General features: G+C 62.5%; 19 protein-coding genes and 1 pseudogene. 6 read left to right on the top strand and 14 right to left on the bottom strand.

What is annotated here, in order from left to right:
• The first annotated feature begins 73 nt into the window (after nt 1-73).
• Nucleotides 74-3,349, top strand: a complete 3,276-nt coding sequence (rne, locus tag ACIPZB_RS23155; protein ID WP_400642867.1) for a ribonuclease E — start codon at nt 74-76, stop codon at nt 3,347-3,349.
• Between the two features lie 192 nt (nt 3,350-3,541).
• Here rne and murB read toward each other — a convergent pair whose 3' ends face one another.
• From murB to ACIPZB_RS23115, 8 genes are all read right to left on the bottom strand, one after another.
• Complete coding sequence (gene murB / locus ACIPZB_RS23150; RefSeq protein WP_400642866.1) at nt 3,542-4,561, bottom strand: UDP-N-acetylmuramate dehydrogenase; 1,020 nt, start codon at nt 4,559-4,561, stop codon at nt 3,542-3,544.
• Nucleotides 4,558-5,022: a low molecular weight protein-tyrosine-phosphatase gene (locus tag ACIPZB_RS23145; RefSeq protein WP_400642865.1), complete on the bottom strand. Its 465-nt coding sequence runs from the start codon at nt 5,020-5,022 to the stop codon at nt 4,558-4,560. Before ACIPZB_RS23145 ends, murB begins: the two co-directional genes overlap by 4 nt.
• A complete protein-coding gene (kdsB, locus tag ACIPZB_RS23140) occupies nt 5,022-5,786 on the bottom strand; it encodes a 3-deoxy-manno-octulosonate cytidylyltransferase (protein WP_400642864.1) in 765 nt (254 codons plus the stop codon). Before kdsB ends, ACIPZB_RS23145 begins: the two co-directional genes overlap by 1 nt.
• The gene (locus ACIPZB_RS23135) at nt 5,783-5,968 is read right to left on the bottom strand and encodes a Trm112 family protein (protein ID WP_003247142.1); all 186 of its coding nucleotides are present in this window, start codon (nt 5,966-5,968) and stop codon (nt 5,783-5,785) included. Before ACIPZB_RS23135 ends, kdsB begins: the two co-directional genes overlap by 4 nt.
• 44 nt (nt 5,969-6,012) lie before the next feature.
• Entirely contained in the window at nt 6,013-7,020 is a 1,008-nt protein-coding gene (gene lpxK, locus ACIPZB_RS23130; protein ID WP_400642863.1) for a tetraacyldisaccharide 4'-kinase, read from the bottom strand.
• A complete protein-coding gene (locus ACIPZB_RS23125; RefSeq protein WP_008096452.1) occupies nt 7,020-7,454 on the bottom strand; it encodes a biopolymer transporter ExbD in 435 nt (144 codons plus the stop codon). Before ACIPZB_RS23125 ends, lpxK begins: the two co-directional genes overlap by 1 nt.
• Nucleotides 7,451-8,086 carry a MotA/TolQ/ExbB proton channel family protein gene (locus tag ACIPZB_RS23120; protein ID WP_027596066.1) on the bottom strand — a complete coding sequence of 212 codons (636 nt, stop codon included), beginning with the start codon at nt 8,084-8,086 and terminating at the stop codon, nt 7,451-7,453. Before ACIPZB_RS23120 ends, ACIPZB_RS23125 begins: the two co-directional genes overlap by 4 nt.
• A gap of 68 nt (nt 8,087-8,154) precedes the next feature.
• A complete protein-coding gene (locus tag ACIPZB_RS23115) occupies nt 8,155-10,383 on the bottom strand; it encodes a DNA internalization-related competence protein ComEC/Rec2 (RefSeq protein WP_400642861.1) in 2,229 nt (742 codons plus the stop codon).
• Between the two features lie 142 nt (nt 10,384-10,525).
• On the opposite strand from ACIPZB_RS23115, the pseudogene ACIPZB_RS23110 reads away from it, so the two are divergent.
• A pseudogene (locus ACIPZB_RS23110) lies at nt 10,526-11,023 on the top strand (DUF2062 domain-containing protein); the annotation flags it as partial.
• Between the two features lie 12 nt (nt 11,024-11,035).
• Here ACIPZB_RS23110 and ACIPZB_RS23105 read toward each other — a convergent pair.
• The 3 genes from ACIPZB_RS23105 to ACIPZB_RS23095 all read right to left on the bottom strand — a co-directional run bounded on the left by ACIPZB_RS23105 (nt 11,036) and on the right by ACIPZB_RS23095 (nt 13,503).
• Nucleotides 11,036-11,815: an ABC transporter permease gene (locus ACIPZB_RS23105; protein ID WP_027919460.1), complete on the bottom strand. Its 780-nt coding sequence runs from the start codon at nt 11,813-11,815 to the stop codon at nt 11,036-11,038.
• A complete protein-coding gene (locus tag ACIPZB_RS23100; protein ID WP_008096463.1) occupies nt 11,812-12,744 on the bottom strand; it encodes an ABC transporter ATP-binding protein in 933 nt (310 codons plus the stop codon). The genes ACIPZB_RS23105 and ACIPZB_RS23100 overlap by 4 nt, the downstream gene beginning before the upstream one ends.
• Nucleotides 12,745-12,879: 135 nt before the next feature.
• Complete coding sequence (locus ACIPZB_RS23095; protein WP_400642860.1) at nt 12,880-13,503, bottom strand: glutathione S-transferase; 624 nt, start codon at nt 13,501-13,503, stop codon at nt 12,880-12,882.
• Between the two features lie 279 nt (nt 13,504-13,782).
• Between ACIPZB_RS23095 and ACIPZB_RS23090 the strand changes: the two genes are divergently transcribed.
• Together ACIPZB_RS23090 and ACIPZB_RS23085 are read left to right on the top strand one after the other, a co-directional pair.
• The gene (locus ACIPZB_RS23090; protein ID WP_400642859.1) at nt 13,783-16,230 is read left to right on the top strand and encodes an acyl-CoA dehydrogenase; all 2,448 of its coding nucleotides are present in this window, start codon (nt 13,783-13,785) and stop codon (nt 16,228-16,230) included.
• Between the two features lie 192 nt (nt 16,231-16,422).
• The gene (locus ACIPZB_RS23085) at nt 16,423-16,833 is read left to right on the top strand and encodes a PA2817 family protein (protein ID WP_400642857.1); all 411 of its coding nucleotides are present in this window, start codon (nt 16,423-16,425) and stop codon (nt 16,831-16,833) included.
• Nucleotides 16,834-16,862: 29 nt separating this feature from the next.
• On the opposite strand, the gene ACIPZB_RS23080 is transcribed toward ACIPZB_RS23085, so the two are convergent.
• Nucleotides 16,863-18,335 carry a hypothetical protein gene (locus ACIPZB_RS23080; protein WP_400642856.1) on the bottom strand — a complete coding sequence of 491 codons (1,473 nt, stop codon included), beginning with the start codon at nt 18,333-18,335 and terminating at the stop codon, nt 16,863-16,865.
• Between the two features lie 209 nt (nt 18,336-18,544).
• Between ACIPZB_RS23080 and ACIPZB_RS23075 the strand changes: the two genes are divergently transcribed.
• Entirely contained in the window at nt 18,545-19,081 is a 537-nt protein-coding gene (locus ACIPZB_RS23075) for a fimbrial protein (RefSeq protein ID WP_400642854.1), read from the top strand.
• Nucleotides 19,082-19,152: 71 nt separating this feature from the next.
• Complete coding sequence (locus ACIPZB_RS23070; protein ID WP_400642853.1) at nt 19,153-19,896, top strand: molecular chaperone; 744 nt, start codon at nt 19,153-19,155, stop codon at nt 19,894-19,896.
• Between the two features lie 6 nt (nt 19,897-19,902).
• Here ACIPZB_RS23070 and ACIPZB_RS23065 read toward each other — a convergent pair whose 3' ends face one another.
• Both ACIPZB_RS23065 and ACIPZB_RS23060 read right to left on the bottom strand, forming a co-directional pair.
• On the bottom strand, nt 19,903-21,378 hold the full coding sequence (locus tag ACIPZB_RS23065; RefSeq protein WP_400642851.1) for a hypothetical protein: 1,476 nt from the start codon (nt 21,376-21,378) through the stop codon (nt 19,903-19,905).
• Between the two features lie 55 nt (nt 21,379-21,433).
• A complete protein-coding gene (locus ACIPZB_RS23060; protein WP_400642850.1) occupies nt 21,434-23,641 on the bottom strand; it encodes an autotransporter outer membrane beta-barrel domain-containing protein in 2,208 nt (735 codons plus the stop codon).
• Between the last annotated feature and the right edge of the window lie 144 nt (nt 23,642-23,785).

The following is a 23,785-nucleotide window of genomic DNA, read 5'->3' as shown; positions in this document are numbered from 1 at the left end:
ACCTTGGCACCGACCATGAGAAGTCGTGTGTGCCGAACGCCGTTTCCGGCAGCCCGGAAACCGACGGTACAACATGAAAAGAATGCTGATTAACGCAACTCAACCCGAAGAGTTGCGTGTAGCCCTGGTGGACGGCCAACGTCTCTACGACCTGGACATCGAGTCCGGCGCGCGCGAGCAGAAAAAGGCCAACATCTACAAAGGCAAGATCACCCGGATCGAGCCCAGCCTCGAAGCGGCCTTCGTCGACTTCGGCTCCGAACGTCACGGCTTCCTGCCGCTGAAGGAAATCTCCCGCGAGTACTTCAAGAAAGCCCCTGAAGGCCGCGTCAACATCAAGGAAGTCCTGAGCGAAGGCCAGGAAGTCATCGTCCAGGTCGAGAAGGAAGAGCGCGGCAACAAAGGCGCCGCCCTCACCACCTTCATTAGCCTGGCTGGCCGCTACCTGGTCCTGATGCCGAACAACCCGCGTGCTGGCGGTATCTCCCGTCGCATCGAAGGCGAAGAGCGCAACGAACTGCGCGAAGCCTTGAACGGCCTGACCGTACCGGGCGACATGGGCCTGATCGTGCGCACCGCAGGCCTTGGCCGCAGCAGCGAAGAAATGCAGTGGGACCTCGACTACCTGCTGCAGCTGTGGACTGCCATCAAGGAAGCTTCGCTGGACCGCGCCGCGCCGTTCCTGATCTACCAGGAAAGCAACGTCATCATCCGTGCCATCCGCGACTACCTGCGTCAGGACATCGGCGAAGTGCTGATCGACAGCATGGACGCCCAGGAAGAAGCCCTGACCTTCATCCGCCAGGTGATGCCGCAGTACGCCAGCAAGGTCAAGCTCTACGAAGACAGCGTGCCGCTGTTCAACCGCTTCCAGATCGAAAGCCAGATCGAGACCGCCTTCCAGCGCGTGGTCGACCTGCCGTCCGGCGGCTCGATCGTGATCGACCCGACCGAGGCCCTGGTCTCCATCGACATCAACTCGGCGCGCGCCACCAAGGGCAGCGACATCGAGGAAACCGCCCTGCAGACCAACCTGGAAGCGGCTGAGGAAATCGCCCGCCAGCTGCGCCTGCGTGACATCGGCGGCCTGATCGTCATCGACTTCATCGACATGACCCCGGCGAAGAACCAGCGCGCCGTGGAAGAACGTGTGCGCGAATGCCTGGAGGCCGACCGTGCCCGTGTGCAGGTTGGCCGCATCTCGCGCTTCGGCCTGCTGGAAATGTCCCGTCAGCGCCTACGCCCGTCGCTCGGCGAAAGCAGCGGCATCGTTTGCCCACGCTGCTCCGGCACCGGCATCATCCGCGACGTCGAATCGCTGTCCCTGGCCATCCTGCGCCTGATCGAGGAAGAAGCCCTGAAGGATCGCACCGCCGAGGTGCGCGCCCAGGTGCCGATCCCGGTAGCTGCCTTCCTGCTCAACGAGAAACGTAATTCGATCACCAAGATCGAACTGCGCACCCGTGCACGCATCATCATTCTGCCGAACGATCACCTGGAAACCCCGCACTTCGAAGTCCAGCGCCTGCGCGACGACAACCCGGAAGTGCTGAGCAACCAGTCCAGCTACGAGATCGCTGCCAGCGAAACCGAAGAAGCGCCGGTACCGACCGCCACCCGCACCCTGGTACGCCAGGAAGCCGCGGTGAAGACGGCTCCAGCTCGCGCCAATGCACCCGTACCGACCGTCGAAGAGCCACAGCCTGCCGCGCCAGTAGCCCCTACCCCGAGCGTGCCGGAGCCGAGCCTGTTCAAAGGTCTGGTCAAGTCCCTGGTGAGCCTGTTCGCCGGCAAGGACGAGCCTGTCGCCGCCCCGGCCGTGGCCGCCGAGAAGCCTGCTACCGATCGCACGCCACGCAACGAAGAGCGTCGCAACGGTCGCCAGCAGAGCCGCAACCGCAACGGCCGTCGTGACGAAGAGCGCAAACCGCGTGAAGAGCGTGCCGAGCGCGCCCCGCGCGAAGAGCGCCAGCCTCGCGAAGAACGTGCACCACGTGAAGAGCGTGCTCCGCGCGAAGAACGTGCGCCACGTGAAGAGCGTGCCCCGCGCGAAGAACGCGCTCCACGCGAAGAGCGTGCACCACGCCAGCCACGCGAAGACCGCCGCGGCAACCGCGAAGAGCGCCCGGTACGCGAACTGCGTGAACCGCTGGACGCTGCACCGGCCGCTCGCGAAGAGCGTCAGCCGCGCGAAGAGCGAGCCCCGCGTGAAGAACGTGTAGCCCGCGAAGAACGCGCCCCACGCGAAGAGCGTGCACCTCGCGAAGAACGCGCACCACGCGAAGAGCGTGCACCTCGCGAAGAACGCGAACCACGTGAAGAACGTGCACCTCGCGAAGAACGCGCCCCACGCGAAGAGCGTGCGCCTCGCGAAGAACGCGCCCCACGTGAAGAGCGTGCGCCTCGCGAAGAACGTCAACCGCGCCCGCCGCGCGCAGCCGAACAGGCTGACGAGCTTGCCGAAGAGCAACTGCCGAACGAAGAGCTGCTGCAGGATGAGCAGGAAGGCGCCGATGGCGAGCGTCCACGTCGCCGCTCCCGTGGCCAGCGTCGTCGCAGCAACCGTCGTGAACGCCAGCGCAATGCCAATGGCGAACTGATCGAAGGCAGCGAAGACGAAGGCAGCGAAGAGCAGCCGCAACAGCACCAGGCCACCGAGCTGGGTGCCGAACTGGCTGCCGGCCTGGCCGTCACCGCCGCTGTCGCCAGCAGCCACATCAGCGCCGATGCCGAGGCGCAAGCCAACCAGCAGGCCGAACGCGCCACCGCTGAAACCGCTGTGACCGACAATAGCGAAGTCGCTCAGCCGGCCGAGCAGGTCGAAGTCGCTGCCCAGGTCGAGGAAGCCGCGATCGCGCCAGTGGTCGAGCAGGCTGCCTTTGAACCGACTGTCGTGGTCGAAGCCAGTGCCGAGCCAGTGGTCGAAGTCGCACCACAGCCCGTTGCCGAAGCCGAAGCTGCACCTGCCGCCGAGCCGGTTGTAGTCGCCGACGCGCCTGTCGAAGCCCCAGCCGTAGAGGCCGGTGAAGTTGAGAAGGCCCCGGTTGCATTCGAAGCCGCGCCTGCCGCCCTGCCTGCGCCGGTCGTCGAAGCCCAACCAGAGGTGGCAATCGAGCCAGCCCCGGTCGCTGCCGAAGTGGCGCCCGTGGTTGTCGAGTCTGCCCCGGAAGAAGCTTCGGCAGTGGTCGAAGCCGCTACCGTCATGCTGCCAAACGGCCGCGCACCGAACGACCCGCGTGAAGTGCGTCGCCGCAAGCGTGAAGCCGAGGCGGCCGCCAAGGCTGCTCAGGCAGTCGCTGCTGAGCCCGCGCTGGAAACCGCCGATGAGCACAAACCTCATCACGGTTGATAGCAACGGCTGAATGAAAAAGCCCCGCCAGTGCGAACTGGCGGGGCTTTTTCTTGGCTGGCTATTTAAGTTGTCTGCTGTGGCCTCATCGCTGGCAAGCCAGCTCCCACAGGTTATTGCACTGCTCTCAAGCAAGCAGCTGTACCTGTGGGAGCCGGCTTGCCGGCGATGAGGCCGGTGCAGGCCCGGCAATCAGTAGAGGTTAGGCTCCATCTCCAGCTCAACCCCGAAGCGCTCCAGGATATCCGCCTGGATACGCCGCGCCAGGTCATGCATCTGCCCCCCACTCGCCTGGCCATAATTGACCAGCACCAGCGACTGCAGCCGATGCACGCCGGCATCGCCCTCGCGATAGCCCTTCCACCCCGCCCCTTCGATCAACCAGCCTGCCGCCAGCTTCACCTGACCGTCGGCCTGGGGATAGGCCACCACACCTGGATACTGGGCGCGAATACGATCCACAAGCTCAACTGCCACCACCGGGTTCTTGAAGAAGCTCCCCGCATTACCCAACTCGGCCGGATCAGGCAGTTTCTCGCGACGAATGCTGCAGATGGCATCACTGATCGCCTGCGCAGTCGGCTGCTCGACACCGTGCTCCAGCAAACGCTGACGCACCGGGCCGTAGTCCAGGTGCGCCTGCAGAACACGGCTCAAGGCAAAACGTACCCGCAGGATCAGCCAACGGCCAGGGTTGTGCTTGAACAGGCTGTCGCGGTAACCGAAGGCGCATGCGTCCAGGCCAAAGTCGCGCAGCTCACCGGTCTCCCGGTCAAGCGCGGTCAGCCCGACGAATACATCCTTGATTTCCACACCATAGGCACCGACGTTCTGCATCGGTGCGGCGCCCACTGTCCCTGGGATCAGGCTCAGGTTTTCGAGGCCACTGAACCCTTGGCTCAGCGTCCACTGCACGAAGGGGTGCCAGGCTTCGCCGGCCTCGGCCTCGACCACCACCCGCTCACCGTCATCGCTCAGCACACGACGCCCCTGGCTGGCCATGTGCAGCACCAGCGCGTCGACATCCCGGGTCAGCAGCAGGTTGCTGCCACCACCGATCACCAGCACTGGCACAGCCAACTGGCGCGCCAGTGCCAACGCTTCACGCACTTCGTCGTCATTGTGTGCCTGGGTGAAATACCGGGCGCTCACATCGATGCCGAAAGTGTTGTAGGGCTTGAGCGATACCTGCCGTTGCCATCCCACAGTCATAACCGCCCCTTGATTTCCACTACCAGCTCACGACAGGCGGCCTCGATCAGGTCCAGCACTTGCTCGAAACCGTCGGCACCGCCGTAGTAAGGGTCCGGTACCTCGTCCAGGGCGGCGCCATAGCGGCGCAGGAACAGGTCGAGCTCACCCTTGGCCGTGTGCGGGCGCATGGCACGCAGGTGGCCCAGGTTGCTTTCGTCCATGGCCAGGATCAGGTCGTACTCGGCAAAATGCGCCGTCTTGACCTGCTGCGCACGCTGCGCCGAAAGGTCGTAACCCCGTGCCAATGCGGCCTTGCAGGTGCGGCTGTCGGGCGCCTTGCCGACATGCCAGTCGCCGGTGCCGGCAGAGGCCACGTGCACCCGCTCGGCCAACCCCGCGACGTGCAGTTGATGGCGCAGCACACCTTCGGCAGTGGGCGAACGGCAGATGTTGCCCAGGCACACGAACAGAACGCGCATCAGGCCTCCAGCAAGCGCCGAACGCGCTCCAGGTCTTCCGGGGTATCCACGCCCACGGCCGGCGCCTCGATGGCGTCTTCCACATGGATACGCACGCCATGCCACAGGGCGCGCAGCTGCTCCAGCGCTTCGGTTTGCTCGAGCCAGCACGGGCCCCAGCTGACGAAGTCCTGAAGGAAGCCGACACGGTAGGCGTACATGCCGATATGGCGACGATACGGCACGCCATCCGGCAGCTGGCTACGGTCCTTGGCGAATGCATCGCGCGCCCATGGCAACGGCGCACGGCTGAAACTCAAGGCCAGGCCCTGCTTGTCGCTGATCACCTTGACCGCGTTGGGGTTGAACACGGTTTGCGGATCATGGATCGGCTCGGCCAGCGTGGCGATACCTGCCTCCGGGTGAGCGGCCAGGTTGGCGGCCACCTGGTCGATGATTACCGGCGGAATCAGCGGCTCGTCACCCTGCACGTTGACCACGATGGCATCGGCGGGCAACCCCAGCTGCGCGGCCACTTCGGCCAGGCGATCCGTGCCCGACTCATGGTCGGCGCGGGTCATCAGCACTTCGCCGCCAAACGCCTGGCACGCCTCGACAATGCTGGCGTCGTCGGTGGCAATGACCACGCGACTGGCGCCACTCTTGCGGGCCTGCTCCCAGACGTGCTGGACCATCGGCTTGCCAGCGATCAACTGCAACGGTTTGCCCGGCAGGCGCGTGGAGCGCAGCCGAGCAGGAATCACCACGGTGAAGTCGACACTCATTTGTCCAGGCGCTCGTCGTCGGTCAGGGTACGTGCCTCGCTTTCCAGCATCACCGGGATGCCGTCGCGAATCGGGTAGGCCAGGCCGGCGCCCTTGCTGATCAGCTCGGTCTTGTCGGCGCTGAGCTTGAGCGGGCCCTTGGTGATCGGGCAGGCCAGGATGTCGAGCAGTTTGGTGTCCATGGAAAGCTTCCTTGAGGCCAGGTGGCCGGAAAATGAAAACAGGCTCAGGGCTTGCGCTGCGCCAGCAGGCGTTGCAGCTGGTTGTCGAACCAGGCGACGAAGGCCGGCGTGGGCTGCGCCTCGACGGCCAGGTACCACCAGTCATCGGCGGCGAAGACCCGGCATTTCACCGCATCCTTCTCGGTCATGACCAACGGCAGCGGCGGACTGAACGCCAGGCGCTCGGCACTGAACTCGGCGTGGTCGGCGAAGGGATGCGGCACCGGCTGCCAGTTTAGCCCCAGCAGGGTGTTGAAGAAACGTTGTGGGTTGCCGATACCGGCGACCGCGTGCAGGCGCTGGCCTGCGGGGAAGAGGTCGAGCGTGCGCCGCTCGCCGCTGCGCACGTTGACCAGGGCACTGGGCTGCAGGCGGAACGCGAAGCCATCGGGGGGATCGGCGTCGGCGCCATTGAACAGCACCGCATCGGCTTCCTGCAGGCGCTCGGCCGGCTCACGCAACGGCCCGGCCGGCAGGCAGCGGCCATTGCCCAGACCACGGGCAGCATCGATCAGTACCAGCTCCAGATCACGCGCCAGACGATAGTGCTGCATACCATCGTCACACAGGATCACGTCCAGTGGCTCACTGGCCAACAGCGCCTGAACGGCGCGGGCGCGATCAGGGTCGATCATCAGCGGCACGCCGGTACGCTGGACGATCAGCAGCGGTTCGTCGCCCGCCTGCTCGGCAGGCTGCTGCGCCTCGACGCGCCACGGCAATTGTGGTGGCTTGGCGCCATAACCACGGCTGACCACGCCGACCTTCAGCCCCTGGCGGCGGCAATGCTCGATCAGCCAGAGGATCATCGGCGTCTTGCCGGTGCCGCCAATGGTGATGTTGCCCACCACGATGACCGGCACCGAGGCGCGATAGCTGGGGCTTTCACCACTGAGAAAGCGTGCACGCTTGCGCGTGACCACGCGGCGATACAAGGCCTCGAGCGGGCGCAGCAGGGCCAGGGCTGGATGCCCGGCATACCAGGCCGCCAGCAGACGGTCGGCGAGCGCCATCAAGGTGTCCCCTGGGCCGCCTCGACGGTGGTCATGCGCAGGTGGCTGAAACCGAGCTTGCCGGCGGCATCCATCGCGGTGATCACGGCCTGGTGCGGGGTCTTGCCATCGGCGCTGATCGCCAGGGGCAGTTTGTTGTCACCACCGGACTCACGCTCGATGGCTTCGGTCAGGGTGGCCAGGTCGCTCTTGGGCAGCAGGTGATTGTTCACCGAATACACGCCCTCGGCACTGATGGTGACCTCTACCAGCTTGTCCTGGTCCGCTGGCGGCTGCTCGGCACTGGCGGCCTCGGGCAGTTCGACGCGCAACTGGGTCTCGCGGGTGAAGGTGGTGGTGACCACGAAGAACAGCAGCAGGACGAAGACCACGTCGATCAGCGACGCCAGGTTGATGTCGACGTTCTCCCGCTGGCGATTGCGCCGGAACTTCACGCCTTGCCTCCGGCCACTTCCACTTCGCGGTCGCCCTGGATAACTTCCACCAGCTTGATCGCCTCCTGCTCCATGCCCACCACCAGCTCATCGATGCGGCGCAGCAGGAAACGGTGGAAGAACACGGCGGGGATACCGATCATCAGGCCGGCCGCCGTGGTGACCAGGGCCTTGGAGATACCGCCCGCCAGCACGGCGGCATTGGCAGTCATCTGCGAGCCCATGAAGGCGCTGAAGATGTCGATCATGCCCAGCACGGTGCCCAGCAGGCCCAGCAGCGGGGCCATGGCGGCGATGGTGCCGAGCGTGCTGATATAGCGCTCAAGCTCGTGAATGACCCGCGAAGCCGCTTCTTCGATGCACTCTTTCATGATCTCGCGACCATGGCGCGAGTTGGCAAGGCCCGCCGCGAGAATCTCGCCCAGCGGCGAGTCAGCGCGCAGGGCCTTGAGCTTGTCACTGGTGAGCTGCTTGTCCTTGATCCACATCCACACCTGGCCCAGCAGGTGCGGCGGGGTGACACGACTGGCGCGCAGGGTCCACAGGCGCTCGACGACGATAGCCATGGCAACGATGGAGCTCAGAATGATCGGCAGCATCATCCAACCACCGGACTTGACCAATTCCCACACAGTAAACGCCCCTTCGGAAAAAGGCCGCCACTCTACCATACGCACGCTGGGGGCTCATCTGCCGAAGGTCAGGGAATTGGCGCCGGGTCACGCCAAAAACGTCGCTGGCCGCGCACGCTCTCGACCGCGCCCTGGCTGCCCAGCAGCAAACGCAACGCCCCCTCCATCGCCGTATCATGAATTGCCAGCCCATGGCGCCGATAGCGCGCCATCACCTGCTCGTGGGGGTGCCCAAAGCCGTTGTTGCGCCCCCGTGAAATCATCACCCCGCGTGGCGCCGTGGCGCGCATGAAGGCCTCGGTCGACGAACTGCGACTGCCATGGTGCGGCGCCTGCAACCAATCGATGCCGGGCGCCCCGTGCTCGGCCAGCCAGGCCCGCTCGGCGCCGGCCTCCATGTCACCGGCCAACAGCAAACGTTCGCCCTGCGCCTCGACCAAGAGTACGCAGGAGCGATCATTACTGCCCTGCCCTTGCGTCCAGTGCCACAGCGAAAAACGCACGCCATCCCACTCCCACCCGTCATGACTGACACACGGCTGCGCCATCAACGGCGCGGCAAGCGCCTGCGCTTCGCCACTGAGCACCCGCGCTACCGGCAACCCACGGGCTACGGCCAACGCACCACCTGCATGGTCACTGTGGGCATGGCTGATCAACATCAGGTCCAGCTGCCGCACGCCCAGCTTGTGCAAGGTAGGCAATACCACCCGCTCGCCAAGATCCGTCTCGCCCCGTGCCGGGCCTGCGTCATACAGCAGGGTGTGGTGTCGCGTGCGCAGCAGCACCGCCAGCCCTTGGCCAACATCAAGCTGCCACACCTCCACCAGCCCGTGCGGCACGGGCTCCCTGGGTACCCACAGGGCCACCAGCATCACCCCGCCCAGGCCACGCAGCGGTATACCGCGCGGCAGCAGCACCAACAGCGCCCCAAGCCATACCAGCAGCCAGGCCCAAAGCGGCAACGCTGGCGGCATCCAGGCCGGACGCCAGCCCGCCACTGCCTCCAGCACCCGCAGCAAGCCATCGAGCAGGCTGCCAGCCAACCACAGTAACGCTTCGCCAACACCCGCCAACGGCAGCAACAAGGTACCAAGCAACGCCAGCGGCAATACCGCCAGGCTGATCCAGGGCACGGCCACCAGATTCGCCAGCGGCGCGCTCAGGCTGACCGGCAGCCCCGTGGCCAGCAGCACCGGCAGCAGACCCACTGCGATCACCCACTGGGCGCGGGTCCACGCCTGCCAGGGGCGCCAGCCACCAAGGCGAGCACTGAAGCAGTAGACAAGCGTCGCCACTGCCGCGAACGATAACCAGAAGCCCGGCAGCAAGGCGGCCAGAGGCTCCGTGATCAGCACCAGGTTCAGCGCCACCAATAAGGGAAAGAACGCCCCAAGCTGGCGAAAGCGCAGGCGCCAGAGCAGCACCACCGCCAACATCAGGCAAGCGCGCTGCACCGGCACCCCGGCGCCGGCCAACCAGCCGTAGGCCAGGGCCGCCGCCAGCGCCAAAGCGCACGCCCAGGGCAGCCAGGGTAACTGCCGAGGCCACAGGCCCCAGCGCGCCAGGCCAGCCACCAGCGCATAGAGCAAACCGGCCACCAGGCCGATGTGTTGGCCCGAGATCACCAGCAGGTGCACCGTGCCCGTGGCCTGCAGCACTTGCCATTCACTGCGCGCCAATCCGGCACCGTCCCCAAGCACGAGCGCCACCAACGCCGCTTCCCGCCCCTTGGCGTCAATGGCCAGCAGGCGCTGGCGTAACGCATCGCGCCAACCTGGCCCCTGGGCATCCAACGCGTGGCCCGCCTTGACCGTACCGGTTGCGCCCACCCGTCGCGCCAGCAATTGCGCTTCCCTGTCGGCGCCATGGGGATTGAGCAACCCAGCGGGCCGCTGCAAGGTCACCGCCAGGCGCCAACGCTCGCCTGCCCGCACCGGCGGGCCATCGAACCAGCTCAACTGCAGGCGCGAGGGCAGTTCGGCGCGGCGTGAACGGGGTTGCTCCAGAACGAAGCGCATGCCCTGCCCGATTTGGCTCGGCAGCCCGACCACCTTGCCTTCCAGCCACAGCGTGCGGCCATCGAGTTGTGGCGCCAGGCGGTCGTCCAGCGCCTGCTGCGCGGACCAGCAGGCCCAACACAATCCAAGCAGGAAGCAACCCACCGGCCAGCCCCGCGAGCACAGGCAAAGCAGCCCGCCACAGAGCAAAAGCCATAGCCACCCGACCGACGGCAATGCAGGTAGAAGACTCAGGCACAACAGCCCGAGCGCCAGCGCAAGCATCCCTGTGCGCATGAGGTAGAGCTCCAGAAGCAAAATCGCTTACTGAGGCTTAGCTGAAATGTCGACCTGGCTCGCTCAACAATTGTCACAAACTCTGAACGAGCCTGAGATGGAATCAAGGCATACTGCCCCGATCAACGCGCCAGGAGCCTACATGCCGCGCCGACTTTTCAAACGGTACATGCCGGATCCAACCAGCATTCGGGAACACAAGTCCCTACGCTTTTTCGGCAAGCTGCTGCATGACCCGAACCTCTGGCACCTGAACCGCCATTCGGTGGCGCGGGCCATGGGCGTGGGCCTGTTCGCGGCGTTGATCCCGATCCCCATGCAGATGCTGCTGGCGGCGGCGCTGGCCATCCCGGTGCGCGGCAACCTGCCGATCGCGGTCAGCCTGGTGTGGCTGACCAACCCGCTGACCATGCCACCGGTGTTCTTCGTCACCTACATGACCGGTGCCTGGCTGATGCAGGTCCCGCCGCGCACGTTGCCCGACGAACTGACCTTCGAATGGATCACCGACCAGCTGGCCACGCTGTGGCAGCCATTTTTGCTGGGTTCGGTGGTATGCGGGGTGGTGCTGGGCATCGTGGCCTACTTCACCACCATGCTGTACTGGCGCTGGTGGGTCGGCCGGCAGTGGCGCCGGCGCAAACTCAAGGCCTCAGGCGCGCATGCCGCGGCCGCTGACCAGCAGGCGAACGCACAGTACATAGAGCACCGCAGTGGCCACCAGCATGAAGGTGATCGCCGTCCCAATACTGATGTCCGACACCCCTAGGATGCCGTAGCGGAACGAGTTGACCATGTGCAACACCGGGTTGGCCAGCGACACGGTCTGCCAGAACGGCGGCAGCAGGTTGATCGAGTAGAACACCCCGCCCAGGTAGGTCAGCGGCGTCAGCACGAAGGTCGGAATGATCGAGATATCGTCGAAATTGCGCGCGAACACGGCGTTGACGAAGCCCAGCAGCGAGAAGATGGTGGCGGTCAGCAGCACCACGACCACGGTCACGCCCAGGTGATGCACCTGCAGGTCGGTGAAGAACATCGACAGGATGGTCACGATCACCCCTACCGCCAAACCTCGCAGCACGCCGCCCAGCACATAGCCGACGAGAATGGTGTGCGGCGACACCGGCGACACCATCAGCTCTTCGATCGAGCGCTGGAACTTGCTGCCGAAGAAGCTCGACACCACGTTGCCGTAGGAGTTGGTGATCACCGACATCATGATCAGCCCCGGCACGATGTACTGCATGTAGGTGAAGCCACCCATGTCGCCGATCTGCCGACCGATCAGGTTACCGAAGATGACGAAGTACAGGACCATGGTGATCGCCGGCGGCAGCAAGGTCTGCGGCCAGATGCGCAGGAAGCGCCGCACTTCACGGTAGACGATGGTATTCAGGGCGACCCAGTTGGTGCGCAGCTCCACACTCATACGGCCACCTTCGACAGGTTTTTTTCCACCAGGGACACGAACAGCTCCTCGAGTCGGTTGGTCTTGTTGCGCAGGCTCTGCACTTCGATGTTCTGCAGCGCCAGCTGGCCGAACAGCGCGGTGATGCCGATATCTTTCTCCACCTGCACTTCCAGGGTGTGCGGCGTCAGCAGGCGGCACGGGTAGCCCTGAAGGATCGGTGCCTGGGCCAGGTCCTGCTTGAGGTCAAGCACGAAGGTCTCGACATGCAGCTTGCCCAGCAGCTTGCGCATGCTGGTGTTCTCGACGATGGTGCCGTGGTCGATGATGCCGATGTTGCGGCACAGCTGCTCAGCCTCTTCCAGGTAGTGGGTGGTGAGGATGATGGTGATGCCCTTCTGGTTGAGCTCGGTGAGGAAGCTCCACATCGAGCGACGCAGCTCGATGTCGACCCCGGCGGTCGGCTCATCGAGGATCAGCAGGCGTGGCTCGTGGATCAGCGCACGGGCGATCATCAGCCGGCGCTTCATGCCACCGGACAGCGAGCGCGACTGCACGTCGCGTTTATCCCACAGCCCCAACTGGGTCAGGTACTGCTCGGCGCGCTCCTTGGCCAGCTTGGGCGGGATGCCGTAGTAGCCGGCCTGGGTCACGACGATGTCGAAGGTTTTCTCGAACTGGTTGAAGTTGAACTCCTGTGGCACCACGCCAAGGCAGCGCTTGAGCGCAGAAGGCTCGCGGTCCAGGTCGTGGCCGAACACGTTCACCGTGCCGCTGGTCTTGTTGACCAGGGTCGAGAGGATGCCGATGGTGGTGGACTTGCCGGCGCCATTGGGACCGAGCAAGGCGAAGAAGTCACCTTCGGCGACATCCAGGTCGATACCCTTGAGGGCCTGGAAGCCGTTGCCGTAGGTCTTGGTCAGCTGTCGGATGGACAGGGCGGAACTCATAGCGGGTCACGTACCGAATAAAGAATGGTTCAGGACACGCCAGGCGAAATCACTGGCGCAGTGAGTGCGGCCATGGTGCAAGGCCAAGCCGCACAAGTACAGTCACATCTATTGATAATGACTATCGAAGCAGGGTCAGGTCAGCGCGGTCATCACCGCAGCCTGGTAGGCCGGGCGCTGCTTCAGGCGTTCGTACCAGGCTTCCAGATGGTGCATGGCCGGGCGCTCGATGGGCATTTCGAACCAGGCATAGACGAAACTACCCAGTGGGATGTCGCCCATGCCGATCTGGTCACCGGATAGATAGGGTTGCTTCGCGAGCGTGGCGTCAGCGATGGACAGCAATGCGGCGCACTGCTTGTGTGCGGCGTTGATCGCTACCCAGTCGCGCTGCGCCTCGGGCGTGCGCAGCAGGCCCCAGAACAGCGGGCGGAACGGGGTGGCAAAAGACGAGGTGGTCCAGTCCATCCACTTGTCTGCCAGAGCGCGCTGACGCGGGTCGTCCAGGTACCAGCCTTGCTCTGCGCCGTATTCGGCACACAGGTAGCGGACGATGGTGTTGGACTCCCACAGCACCAGGTCGCCATCTTCGAGCATGGGCACCAGGCCATTGGGGTTGAGGGCTCGGTAATGCGGCTCGTTGACCACACCGAAGGCGCCACCGGCGTCGATGGCCTCGAAGTCCAGGCCCAACTCGTGGGCGATCCACAGCGCCTTGCGCACATTGCTCGAATTCTTGCGGCCCCAGATCTTCAGCATGGCAATGTCCTTATGAATGCAGAGGGGTGAGTCTACTCCAGACCTGCTCCGCCTGTACTGGCCCTATCGCCGGCAAGCCGGCTCCCACAGGTGAGCCACCGCTTCAGGTTCGGTGGGCTTCCTGTGGGAGCCGGCTTGCCGGCGATAGGGCCGGTACAGGCGCAGACCCGCTGAAACTCCCGCCGCCCCACCCTGTCACTGTTCTGACCCTGCCGTTCTTTGCGTTGCGTCTAAGCTCTGTGGGACGGCCCAAGCCCCTGGTTCCAAGGAGGACCGATTATGTTGCTGTTGTGGTTGGTAGTGCTGGTGATCGGCGCGGCGTACCTCACGCACCGGCGCCTCGCGCCCTTGCAGATATTAGGCATCATGGCGGCCTACGTGCTGCTCATGGGCATCTTCAGCACTGCCCCCGGCTGGCTGCTGACCCTGATCTGGATCGTCCTGGCCGTAAAAATCGCCCTGGTGGCGCTGCCGGAATGGCGACGCAAGGTGTTCACCGGCCCGGTGTTCAAGTGGTTCCAGCGCACCCTGCCGCCCATGTCGCAGACCGAGCGCGAAGCGATCGATGCCGGCACTGTGTGGTGGGACGGCGAGCTGTTCAGCGGCCGCCCCGACTGGCGCACGCTGCTCGCCTACCCGGCCCCCAAACTCACAGACGAAGAGCAGGCCTTCATCGACGGCCCCACGGAAGCCCTGTGCGCCATGGTCAGCGACTGGCAGATCGGCCAGGACCTGGACCTGCCACCGCAAGCCTGGCAGCACATCAAGGAAAATGGCTTTTTCGCCCTGATCATTCCCAAGGAATACGGCGGCAAAGGTTTCTCTGCCTACGCCCACTCCCAGGTGGCGATGAAGCTGGCCACCCGCAGCGGCGATCTGGCGTCCACGGTGATGGTGCCCAACTCCCTCGGCCCGGCCGAGCTGCTGCTGCACTACGGCACCGACGAACAGCGCAACCATTACCTGCCCCGCCTGGCACGCGGCGATGAGATCCCCTGCTTCGCCCTCACCGGTCCGTTGGCCGGCTCCGACGCCGGCGCCATGCCCGACACCGGCGTCATCTGCAAAGGCCAATGGCAAGGCGAAGAAGTCATCGGTCTGCGGCTGAACTGGGAAAAGCGCTACATCACCCTGGGCCCGGTCGCCACCCTGCTGGGGCTGGCGTTCAAGGCTTACGACCCGGACCATCTGCTTGGCGAGGAAGAAGAGCTGGGCATCAGCCTGGCGCTGATCCCCACCGACACCCCCGGGGTGGAAATCGGCAAGCGCCACCTGCCGCTGGGCGCGGCGTTCATGAACGGCCCCAACAGCGGCAAGGACGTGTTCGTCCCGCTGGACTTCCTCATCGGCGGCCAGGCCATGCTCGGCAAGGGCTGGATGATGCTGATGAACTGCCTGTCGGTGGGCCGCTCGATCTCCCTGCCCGCCGTGGGTACAGGCGCTGCCAAGTACACCAGCCTGGTGACCGGCCAGTACGCCAACATCCGCGAGCAGTTCAACGTGCCGCTGGCAGCCTTCGAAGGCATCCAGGAGTCGCTGGCGCGCATCGGCGGCAACGCCTGGCTGATGGACAGCGCCCGGCTGCTCACCGCCAAGGCCGTGGACTTGGGCGAAAAACCGTCGGTGCTGTCGGCGATTCTCAAGTACCACCTGACCGAACGTGGCCGCGAATGCATTCAGCACGCCATGGACGTGCACGGTGGCAAGGGCATCATCATGGGCCCGAACAACTACCTGGGCCGCAACTGGCAAGGTGCGCCGATCTTCATCACCGTCGAGGGCGCCAACATCCTTTCGCGCAACCTGATGATCTTCGGTCAGGGCGCGATCCGCTGCCACCCGTTCGTGCTCAGTGAAATGGCCCTGGCCGGGCGCGAGGATCGCGACCAGGCGCTCAGGGAGTTCGATGAGCTGTTGATGAAGCACATCATGTTCGCCGCCGGCAACGCCGCCAGTACCTTGATCTTCGGCCTGGGCCTGGGCCGCCTGGAAAGCGTGCCGGGGGACGCCTTGAGCCAGGGCTACTTCCGTGGCTTGAACCGCCAGGCAGCGGCCTTCGCCCTGCTGGCAGACCTGTCGATGATGCTGCTCGGCGGCGCACTCAAACGCCGGGAACGGCTGAGCGCAAGGCTTGGCGATGTATTGAGCTACTTGTACCTGTCCTCTGCCGCACTCAAGCGCTACCACGACCTGGGCTCGCCGGAACATATGCGGCCGTTGCTACGCTGGGCCATGGAGGAGAGCCTGGGCCAGGCGGAGCGCGCACTGGACCGCCTGCTGGATAACTTCCCCAACCGCTTTGTGGGCTGCGCGCTACGGGTGCTGGTATTCCCCTTTGGTCGTTGTCACACCGGGCCGAGCGATGAGCTGGATGCCGAGGTGGCCGCGCTGATCGGCCGGGCCAAAGGCGACCCGGCACTGGAGGAGTTGCTGGCGGGATGCTTCCGTCCGCAGGCCGAAGGCGATCCGGTGGCGGCACTGCAGCGAGCCAGCGATTTGCTGGATGAAGCCGTGCCACTGCACAAGACACTTCGCCAAGCTATCAAGGATGGCACGCTGCAACCGACGCCGGGTCAGTCAGTCATCGAAGCAGCGGTTGCAGCGGGCGTGCTCCAACCGAGTGAAGGCCAGCGCCTGCAGGAGGCGGAAATCGCACGCCGGGCGGTGATCGATGTGGATGCCTTCGACAAGGCGCAACTGCTGCCGGAGTCTGGCAAGGTGCGCTGATAACGGGGCCGCCGTGCAGCCGTATCGCCGGCAAGCCGGCTCCCAGAGAAACCCCACTTTTCTCAGGCTCAGTGGGGTACTTGTGGGAGCCGGTTTGCCGGCGATGGGCCGGAAACAACCACCCCTCTTTCCCACCCCAGCCTCAACGGGCGTATACTCCGCGCCCGTTTCAATCACCCCGAGGACCCCTCCATGGCCAACCCCAACCTGGAATACCACCTGCAACTGCTCCACCATCTGCGCACCATCCTGGTGGCGCTAGGTGAGGCCGAACAGGTCCCGGAGGAAAGCCACGCGTTGTTTCTCGAGCGCTTCGACGAGCTGCTCACCCTGCTGCCGCAGGATCCCCTGCAAAGCCAGTACCTGGGCCAGGACCTGATCTGCCAGGTCATTCAACGCTACCCACAAATCGCCCATCTGGTACCGCGCGACCTGCTGTGGTTCTTCGCCGGTGATTGCCTGCATTTCATGCCCGATGAAGAGCTTGACCTGTACCAGACGCTGGAAGAGCGCCGTCATGAAGCCGAAGTCAACAACCAACCTTTCGATTGGCATCAAGCGAAGCAATTGCTGACCAAGGCGCCGACTGACATCCAGCATTGATGCAACAAGTCCCCGTTGGGATGAGATGATCAGTCGCTGAAGAAGCGTTCTGTATCCTCACTGCTGAACAGTGGCATAGGGATGACGGTAACCGCCCAGCGCCACTCGTCATCCTTGGATTTGTCCACGGCCATGACGATGGTGTGCGGTGTTGGTTCCTGCGTCGCAATGCTGAATATACCTCGGGAGTCAATGACACCGTTTCCGGCCAGTATTTGCCAACTGGTATTTTCGGCCGATACTTCCTTTTCCTCACCGCGGATATTCACGAAACAAAAGCGCAATCGTAGATCCATTCCCTGCTGTGAAACCCGGATAAAGTGGGTCGGTGTCACCTTACAGGCAACAAAAGATACATCTTCCGAGCGTTGCCCAAGCGAGGCCTTGACCCTGTCGACGTCAACCGGAGATGCAAGACTTTCCTTTGACGCCGCCGGTATAAGCGTTTCACCTGGATTTGTATAAACTACCGATGACGATGGAGCGGGCGGCAGGTAAAAAGTGCGACCTGATTTCGACTCCACCTTCCCATGGTAGCCAGCGACCAATGCCCAACCCACGCCAGTCTCTGACTCAAGCAGCACCTCTGGGCCACCTGCGGAAAGTATGTGAGCGAGTGGCGACACGGCCAGAGGTTCCAGCCGACTGGAATCTGATGGCTGTGCAGGCTCCTGATACCGAGCTATATAATCTCCGGCGGCGTAACGATAGTATTGCTCGACGAGCGTTGCGCCGCTCAACGGACACAGAAGATAGTTGACCCAATCCAAGTCTTTTGGCGGCTTCCTTAAGTAGATAATAGGAAAAGCGGAGCCCGTAAACGAAACAGCTAGCAAACCATCTTCAGCTTCGGGAGGTGACAGGAGTGCAAGCGCCCTCGGGGCATTTGGCCTACCCAAATGAATAATGACTTTGTTATCGAGCGCCAACAGCTGCCAACCCACATTCTTCAAAATATTCGATTCAGGTTCGGGCACACGAAACAAGCGCATTAACTTTCGCGACTCATAAAACTGACGAAATCGTTCAGCGTTACCTCCTTCGACCGTCAGCTGCAAATCCTCGGCCTTGGCCCATTCTATTCTGACTCTGCTTGCATCATTGGCCTGATAACGCCAAGCAATGTTCGAATAGTTCACAATGGTTGCGCTGAGCCTGCTCCCCAGCGACGCACCCCAGGTATGGACTCGCAACATTTGCCGAGCATTGCTACCGGTTTCTTTTCTCAGTGCCAGCCGTACCGCGCGAACAATTTTTCTCTCCACGACCAACTTGTGATCTATGAAATCATCGTAAAGGCTCAATTTTGGAGTGCCTAACTGCTCCGCTGAAATTTCCCAGGCCCCATTCCCCTGCATTTCTTCCGAAACGATAACTTCATTGTAGGGATCCACCGTATCGCCAAGCTGCTGATAACAAGCACTCCAGCGCTCGTTGAATACTTTCGTGCTCCAGTAAAAAACCAAGTGATAGCTGCTCAACTTTTCAGATTTCCTTCTCATGATTTTTCCTCCTCTGTTACAGCTCCTGTGCAGTGGTGACGCACTCACCACCATTATCTGTGGCCTTATCCTTACCTTTAGCAGAAACCACCGACGCCTCTTCGCCTCGCCTGTAAGTAGTCTGTTCGCCGTCCGTTGCCTAAGCGGGCAAACCCATTTGAAACAAAACACGCTCGACATAGTCCCTAACCACCAAGGAAATTTCCTACATGAAAAAAATCATGATCGGCCTCGGCATCTGCCTGGCGAGCAGTACTGCACTGGCCAACACCGGCGACATCAACTTCTACGGCAAAGTCGATAGCAGCACCTGCCCAATTGAGATCATCGATCCAGGCACTGGCGTGATCTCCAATCGCCTGAACATGGGCACGGTGCATCCTGACCAGTTCGGCAGCATCGGAACTGAAGCGGCTACCCGCCCGTTCGGCCTGATGATCGACCCAAGCAAATGCACGGTGGGTGCAGGTGAGAGTGCCTACATCACCTTCGTCTCCCGCTACGGCGCCACTGGCGGCGGCAATACCGACTACGCACTCAAGTCAGGTAGCGCCCGGGGGCTTGGCCTGAGAATCCGCGACTACCGTGCCACGGTCATTGAACATGGCAAGGAGTCTACGGGCTATGCACTGAGTGATACCGCAGTCACCACGATTGGCTTCAATGCTTCCTACATTTCCACCGCTGCCACGGTAGACACTGGCCCCGCCGAGACTGACATCGAATTCGTCGTCGCCATCCGCTGAATACCCACGCCGGGCGACCTCCTCCCGGCGTTCTCCCATGCTCAACAATGCCTTAAGCAGGTCCCTTCTACATGCCCACGTCACATCGCTTCTTCAACTGGCGTCAGACCGCCCTGGCAATCGGCCTGAGCGTCGCCCTGCCAGGGGCGCACGCTGCACTGACCGTCAACGCCACCCGCATCGTTTACGACAGTGACAAACGCAATACTTCAGTGTTGGTCGCCAACCCAAGCGAACGCCCCTATGCGGTACAGACCTGGGTCAACACCGAAACCGACGACACCACCACGGCGGTGCCAATTCTCGCCTCACCCACACTGTTTCGCCTCGATCCGCAAAAGAAACAGCTGGTGCAGCTCAGCGCACTGAGCAACACGTTGCCGCAAGATCGTGAAACGTTGTTCTACTTCAATGTCCAGGAAATTCCTCACACTGACGCAAAAGACGAAAACACGCTGAGCATCGCCTTGCGCACTCGACTGAAAGTGTTCTATCGCCCCAGTCAGCTCAAAGGTTCTCCCAACGACTACATCAAGGATTTGCGCTGGTCATTGCGTGAGGAGAGCGGCACGCTGCACCTGCAGGTCCACAACCCATCCCCCTACCACTACACATTCGGGCGCCTAGAGGTCATCAACGGCACTCAGACCGAACAAATCCAATCCAGTGCCATGGCACTGCCTATGCAAACGCAGTCCTACTCACTGGGCAATATCCGCACGCCACGAACACCGAGCGTGCGCTTCACCACTATCAATGACTATGGCGGCAGCACCGCCGAGATCATCCAGCCTTTGCAGCTCGCCCACCCTTGAGCTGGATCAGTCGAACAAGGTCGGCGACAAGGCCGGGAAATTCGGCTCCGCTGGCCATGTCTCGCCGCCATCGAAACTGACCATGACCAGGACGCTGAACTGCTGACCCCTCGCCAATGTTTGCAGAAAGCTTTTCGGTACAGTCACATCCCCATTGCTTCCAAGGCCGTTATCCATTTCCGCAACCGACACGGGATGGGCCGTCAATACCGGATACGTGACGCTGCCGCCTGCTTGCGCAGGGCCAGTCACGGTGAGCGTCACTCGATGATCGGTGCTGATCAGAAACCAGGTGGCCAAGGTAATGGTGGCGGACGTACCCACATCACTCAGATACAGCCTCTCGGTGGTTGCCTCCTTGATCTGCGCCGCCTGAAAGCCGCTCGTCAACCGCGAAACCCTGACACGGCGTAGCGCCGAGGGATGCTTCACACCCTTCAAATCAGTCACCTCGTAGTACACCGGGATGACCTTTGCAGAGTGAGCTGAAATCTTGTCATCGGGAATCGGAAACTGGCCGGCCTTGGCCGAGTCGTCATCGGTGGTGAAACTGCCCACGGCGCCCGGCGCGGCCCATTGCACTGCGACGGTTTCTCCCGGCTCTATGATGGCCTCAGGCGCAACGGTCACGAACAGTCCGCCATTGAAGGCGTTCAGGTCGAACGTGACCTCTTCTCCTGAGCCTTTAGTATCCGACACCTGCGGCCACTGCAAGACCCTGCTCGGCGGTGTAGCCGACACATTCAGTTGAACCTGCCGGGAGCGTGCGCTCCTGTTGCCAGCACGGTCGTAAAGTTCGTAATGAGCGAAGCGCGCTCCGTCTCCACGCTCGCGGATCATTTCGCCGCTGTACTCCAGTTGCAATGGCTTGCCCATGTCCTCCTGATACAACGTGCGCTCATCGACCAGCTCATAGTCATAGAGCTGGCGATCCCAGTACCACAGGATGCGGTCGCCGGGCATCGGCGTGTGGTAGGCCGGCACGTCTGCGACCAACAGGTCATCGTTCTCCTCCAGATATCGGTAGCTGACGCCCTCCTCCCCGATGACTTCAGGATCAAACTTCAAGGCTCCCTCATCTTCTGCGCTCAACAACGGAGGCGTCCTGTCGATGGTCAGGGTCAGCGCCAGCGAGGGGGTCGGCAGATTGGTGTTGGCCAGTTTGAGGTCATATGAAACCTTATGCACACCCTCGACCAACACCTCGACAGGCACATGAAACTCAAGCTCCTCCGGGAGAACCGGCGCCTCCCACTCTCGACAGGACACGACATCGTCACCCCAAAAGACCCGCACCACTTCCGGGCGCCCAGGCCGTGGATTGGACTCATTCCACATGGGCACTACCACGAGCAAGGGACTCCCCAGCGCCGCAATCGGCAACAGGCCAGGCGCCCCCCCTGGGATGTCCTCCATCATCGCCGGGACCTCGGGAGGCTCCAGCTCCTCCACGAGGGTGCCGTCAGACAGGATTATGCCCATGATGTGAACCTCCGCTGACACTCAAAAAAAAAGAAGGCCGAAGCCTTCCTTCTGTTTACCAGCTGTAGTGGACACCCACATTGGCGCCCCAAGGCTGTTCTATTTTTTCGCCGTTGCTGTAGTCGAAATCGGCATGCAGTTGCAGACGGTCCATCAAGGTAACCGCCACCCCTGCACCCAGCTCGCCTCTCGAGCCGGACAGGTCATTATCGAAGCGATGGTTGTTGACCTTGACTGCATTGTTGTCGGCAAACTCATGCACGTAAGCCATGCGCAGATACGGCTGCACAATCCGCCCTTGGCCAAAGTCGAAATTGCGTCCGACAGTGGCACCGGCCTTGCCCATGAACGACTGCGTATCACCCGAAGATGCCTGCAGACCATTGTCGAGGCTGTAATCCTTGCCCTGGATATTGACGAACGACCACTGCGTGAAAGGTTCGATGAAGTAGTTGTCCGCCAGCTTCACATGCCGGCCGAATTCAACCGAACCACCCACACCCATGTTGTCGTAATCACCTTCGGTACGCTTGCCATCGCTCAGGTCGACTTTCGAATGGTTGTCGAAGCGGTTGACCTTGAGGACACCATCGAGGTAGTACCCAGTGCTGGCATCCAGCCAGGTGGTGTACAGCCCCAGGTAATAACTCTTCACATCAGCATCGGCGCCCCGCGACAGGCTCAGGTCCGAGGTACTGTGCCCAGCCATCACCCCGGCCATCCATTGTCCGTCACCCCATGGCAACGGTGCATCGGCACCCAGCGAGAAGCCTTGTTGATTCTGGGTATAAGGCGTACCGGAAGCCGAAGAAACATTGTATTTGTTGCCATAGGCCCTGGCCCATGCACCTGACTTGCGCTCATCCAGGCGCAATTCGCCCATGCGGCTGCGCAACGAGGTGAGTTCTCCATACCAGACAGTTGGCGCCGTGTTGGCCAAGGCCATCACCGATGCGGTACCGGGGCTGATGATTTTACGTGAGCCGTCCAGGAACCAGTCCTGACCTCGCTGAACCAGCTCATAGGAAAATGCCCCCAGATCGACCCGCCCGTTGACCAACGAGAAGCTCGCATCGCCCGCCTCGGCATGCACCAGGTGCAGCTGGTTCTCCGCAACCGGATCCGCCCCGCTGCTCCCCACCAGCAGGCTGTGCTGCCCGGTGGCGGTACCGGTCACATCGAGGAAGTCGGTCTCGCCGGTGCTGAAGTCAGCATCCATGATGAACGTGCCACTGCCGGACAGGTTCTCCAGCGTCAGACGCTGATACTGCAGAGGCTCACCGAAGCGCACCGAGCCACCCGACATCTCCAGGTTCTTGAGTGCACTGTCCTCCACCATGTTCCAGCGTGCCCCATTGTTGAGGGCCAGACGCTCGACATTTTCCAGGCGACCAGTAAGGCTGGATTGGTTTTCCAACGTCAGTTCGGCGCTTGAACCCGCCTCGACACGCACATCCCCCACCAAGTGGCTGTTGCTCACGCGCATGGTCGCATCCGAACCACCGACCACTTCGAGCAAGGTGCCGTTGCTACCGACGAGGGTCGATCCTTCCAGCACCTCGATGTTGGCCGACGCCGCGCCCAGCTCGTCGCCAACCACGATGGCCGAGCCATCGAGCCCCTCTACCCGGGTACCGACCAGCGTCACGTTCGCCCCGGTACCCAGCGTGTCGGAGAACACCTGGATTCCTTGCGCGGCCCCTGTCAGGCGGCTTCCCTGGGCTTGCAAGGTGGCATTGCCGAACAGCGTCGCGGCATGGCTACCCGCCCCGCTCCCAACCAATTCGCTGTTCTGCAGGATCAATGTCGAATTAGCGGATACCGTGGCACCGCCGGTGGCCCCTTCGACATAACTATCGGTAACGGTCGCGGTACTGCCTGTAGAGAAATCGTTCAGCTTAAGACCCACTACCAGCCCTATACGCTCACTGACGATTCTGCTGTTGCCACCGATAGCTGCAGTAGCGCCGAAAAGTGTAAGACCGGTGTTCAGCCCTGTGGCTGAAACCTGGGTATTGTTCAGCGTCACCGACGCGCCAGCCTCTGCACGGATGTGCGCAGTGCTCGCGCCATCACCGACCAGTGTCGCACCCTGATTGACACGGTAGTCATCGACAGGTGTCGCACCATCAATGGCCAATTGATCGTCGACTACCGTCGTGGCCTGTGCCGGCTGGCTGACCACAAGAGACAGCGAGCCGACAACCATCAAGGCGAGTGCCCGCGCCAGTGGGCTTAGCTCGAATCTGCTGTGAATGCTCATGTATAAAACACCCCTATGTAAATGCCAAACTTACCCAAGGCCCAAGGCCTCGAATGAAAGGTGGCTAAATTTACAGAGCATCAGTCCTACAGCTATGTAGGATTTTTCTTATAAAAAGGCTCAAAAATCCTACATGGCACTCGC

The organism is Pseudomonas sp. NPDC089396, from assembly GCF_044749545.1.
Lineage (GTDB): Bacteria > Pseudomonadota > Gammaproteobacteria > Pseudomonadales > Pseudomonadaceae > Aquipseudomonas.
Note: the sequence above shows the minus strand (reverse complement) of the source record. Positions and strands in the feature narration are given on the sequence as shown.

Coding starts and splice junctions, on each gene's coding strand:
- ACIPZB_RS23070 (WP_400642853.1), top strand. CDS start 19,153: ATGCCCACGTCACATCGCTTCTTCAACTGGCGTCAGACCGCCCTGGCA.
- murB (WP_400642866.1), bottom strand. CDS start 4,561: ATGACTGTGGGATGGCAACGGCAGGTATCGCTCAAGCCCTACAACACT.
- ACIPZB_RS23090 (WP_400642859.1), top strand. CDS start 13,783: ATGTTGCTGTTGTGGTTGGTAGTGCTGGTGATCGGCGCGGCGTACCTC.
- ACIPZB_RS23065 (WP_400642851.1), bottom strand. CDS start 21,378: ATGGGCATAATCCTGTCTGACGGCACCCTCGTGGAGGAGCTGGAGCCT.
- kdsB (WP_400642864.1), bottom strand. CDS start 5,786: ATGAGTGTCGACTTCACCGTGGTGATTCCTGCTCGGCTGCGCTCCACG.
- ACIPZB_RS23135 (WP_003247142.1), bottom strand. CDS start 5,968: ATGGACACCAAACTGCTCGACATCCTGGCCTGCCCGATCACCAAGGGC.
- ACIPZB_RS23115 (WP_400642861.1), bottom strand. CDS start 10,383: ATGCGCACAGGGATGCTTGCGCTGGCGCTCGGGCTGTTGTGCCTGAGT.
- ACIPZB_RS23085 (WP_400642857.1), top strand. CDS start 16,423: ATGGCCAACCCCAACCTGGAATACCACCTGCAACTGCTCCACCATCTG.
- ACIPZB_RS23075 (WP_400642854.1), top strand. CDS start 18,545: ATGAAAAAAATCATGATCGGCCTCGGCATCTGCCTGGCGAGCAGTACT.
- rne (WP_400642867.1), top strand. CDS start 74: ATGAAAAGAATGCTGATTAACGCAACTCAACCCGAAGAGTTGCGTGTA.
- ACIPZB_RS23095 (WP_400642860.1), bottom strand. CDS start 13,503: ATGCTGAAGATCTGGGGCCGCAAGAATTCGAGCAATGTGCGCAAGGCG.
- ACIPZB_RS23105 (WP_027919460.1), bottom strand. CDS start 11,815: ATGAGTGTGGAGCTGCGCACCAACTGGGTCGCCCTGAATACCATCGTC.
- ACIPZB_RS23145 (WP_400642865.1), bottom strand. CDS start 5,022: ATGCGCGTTCTGTTCGTGTGCCTGGGCAACATCTGCCGTTCGCCCACT.
- ACIPZB_RS23060 (WP_400642850.1), bottom strand. CDS start 23,641: ATGAGCATTCACAGCAGATTCGAGCTAAGCCCACTGGCGCGGGCACTC.
- lpxK (WP_400642863.1), bottom strand. CDS start 7,020: ATGGCGCTCGCCGACCGTCTGCTGGCGGCCTGGTATGCCGGGCATCCA.
- ACIPZB_RS23080 (WP_400642856.1), bottom strand. CDS start 18,335: ATGAGAAGGAAATCTGAAAAGTTGAGCAGCTATCACTTGGTTTTTTAC.
- ACIPZB_RS23100 (WP_008096463.1), bottom strand. CDS start 12,744: ATGAGTTCCGCCCTGTCCATCCGACAGCTGACCAAGACCTACGGCAAC.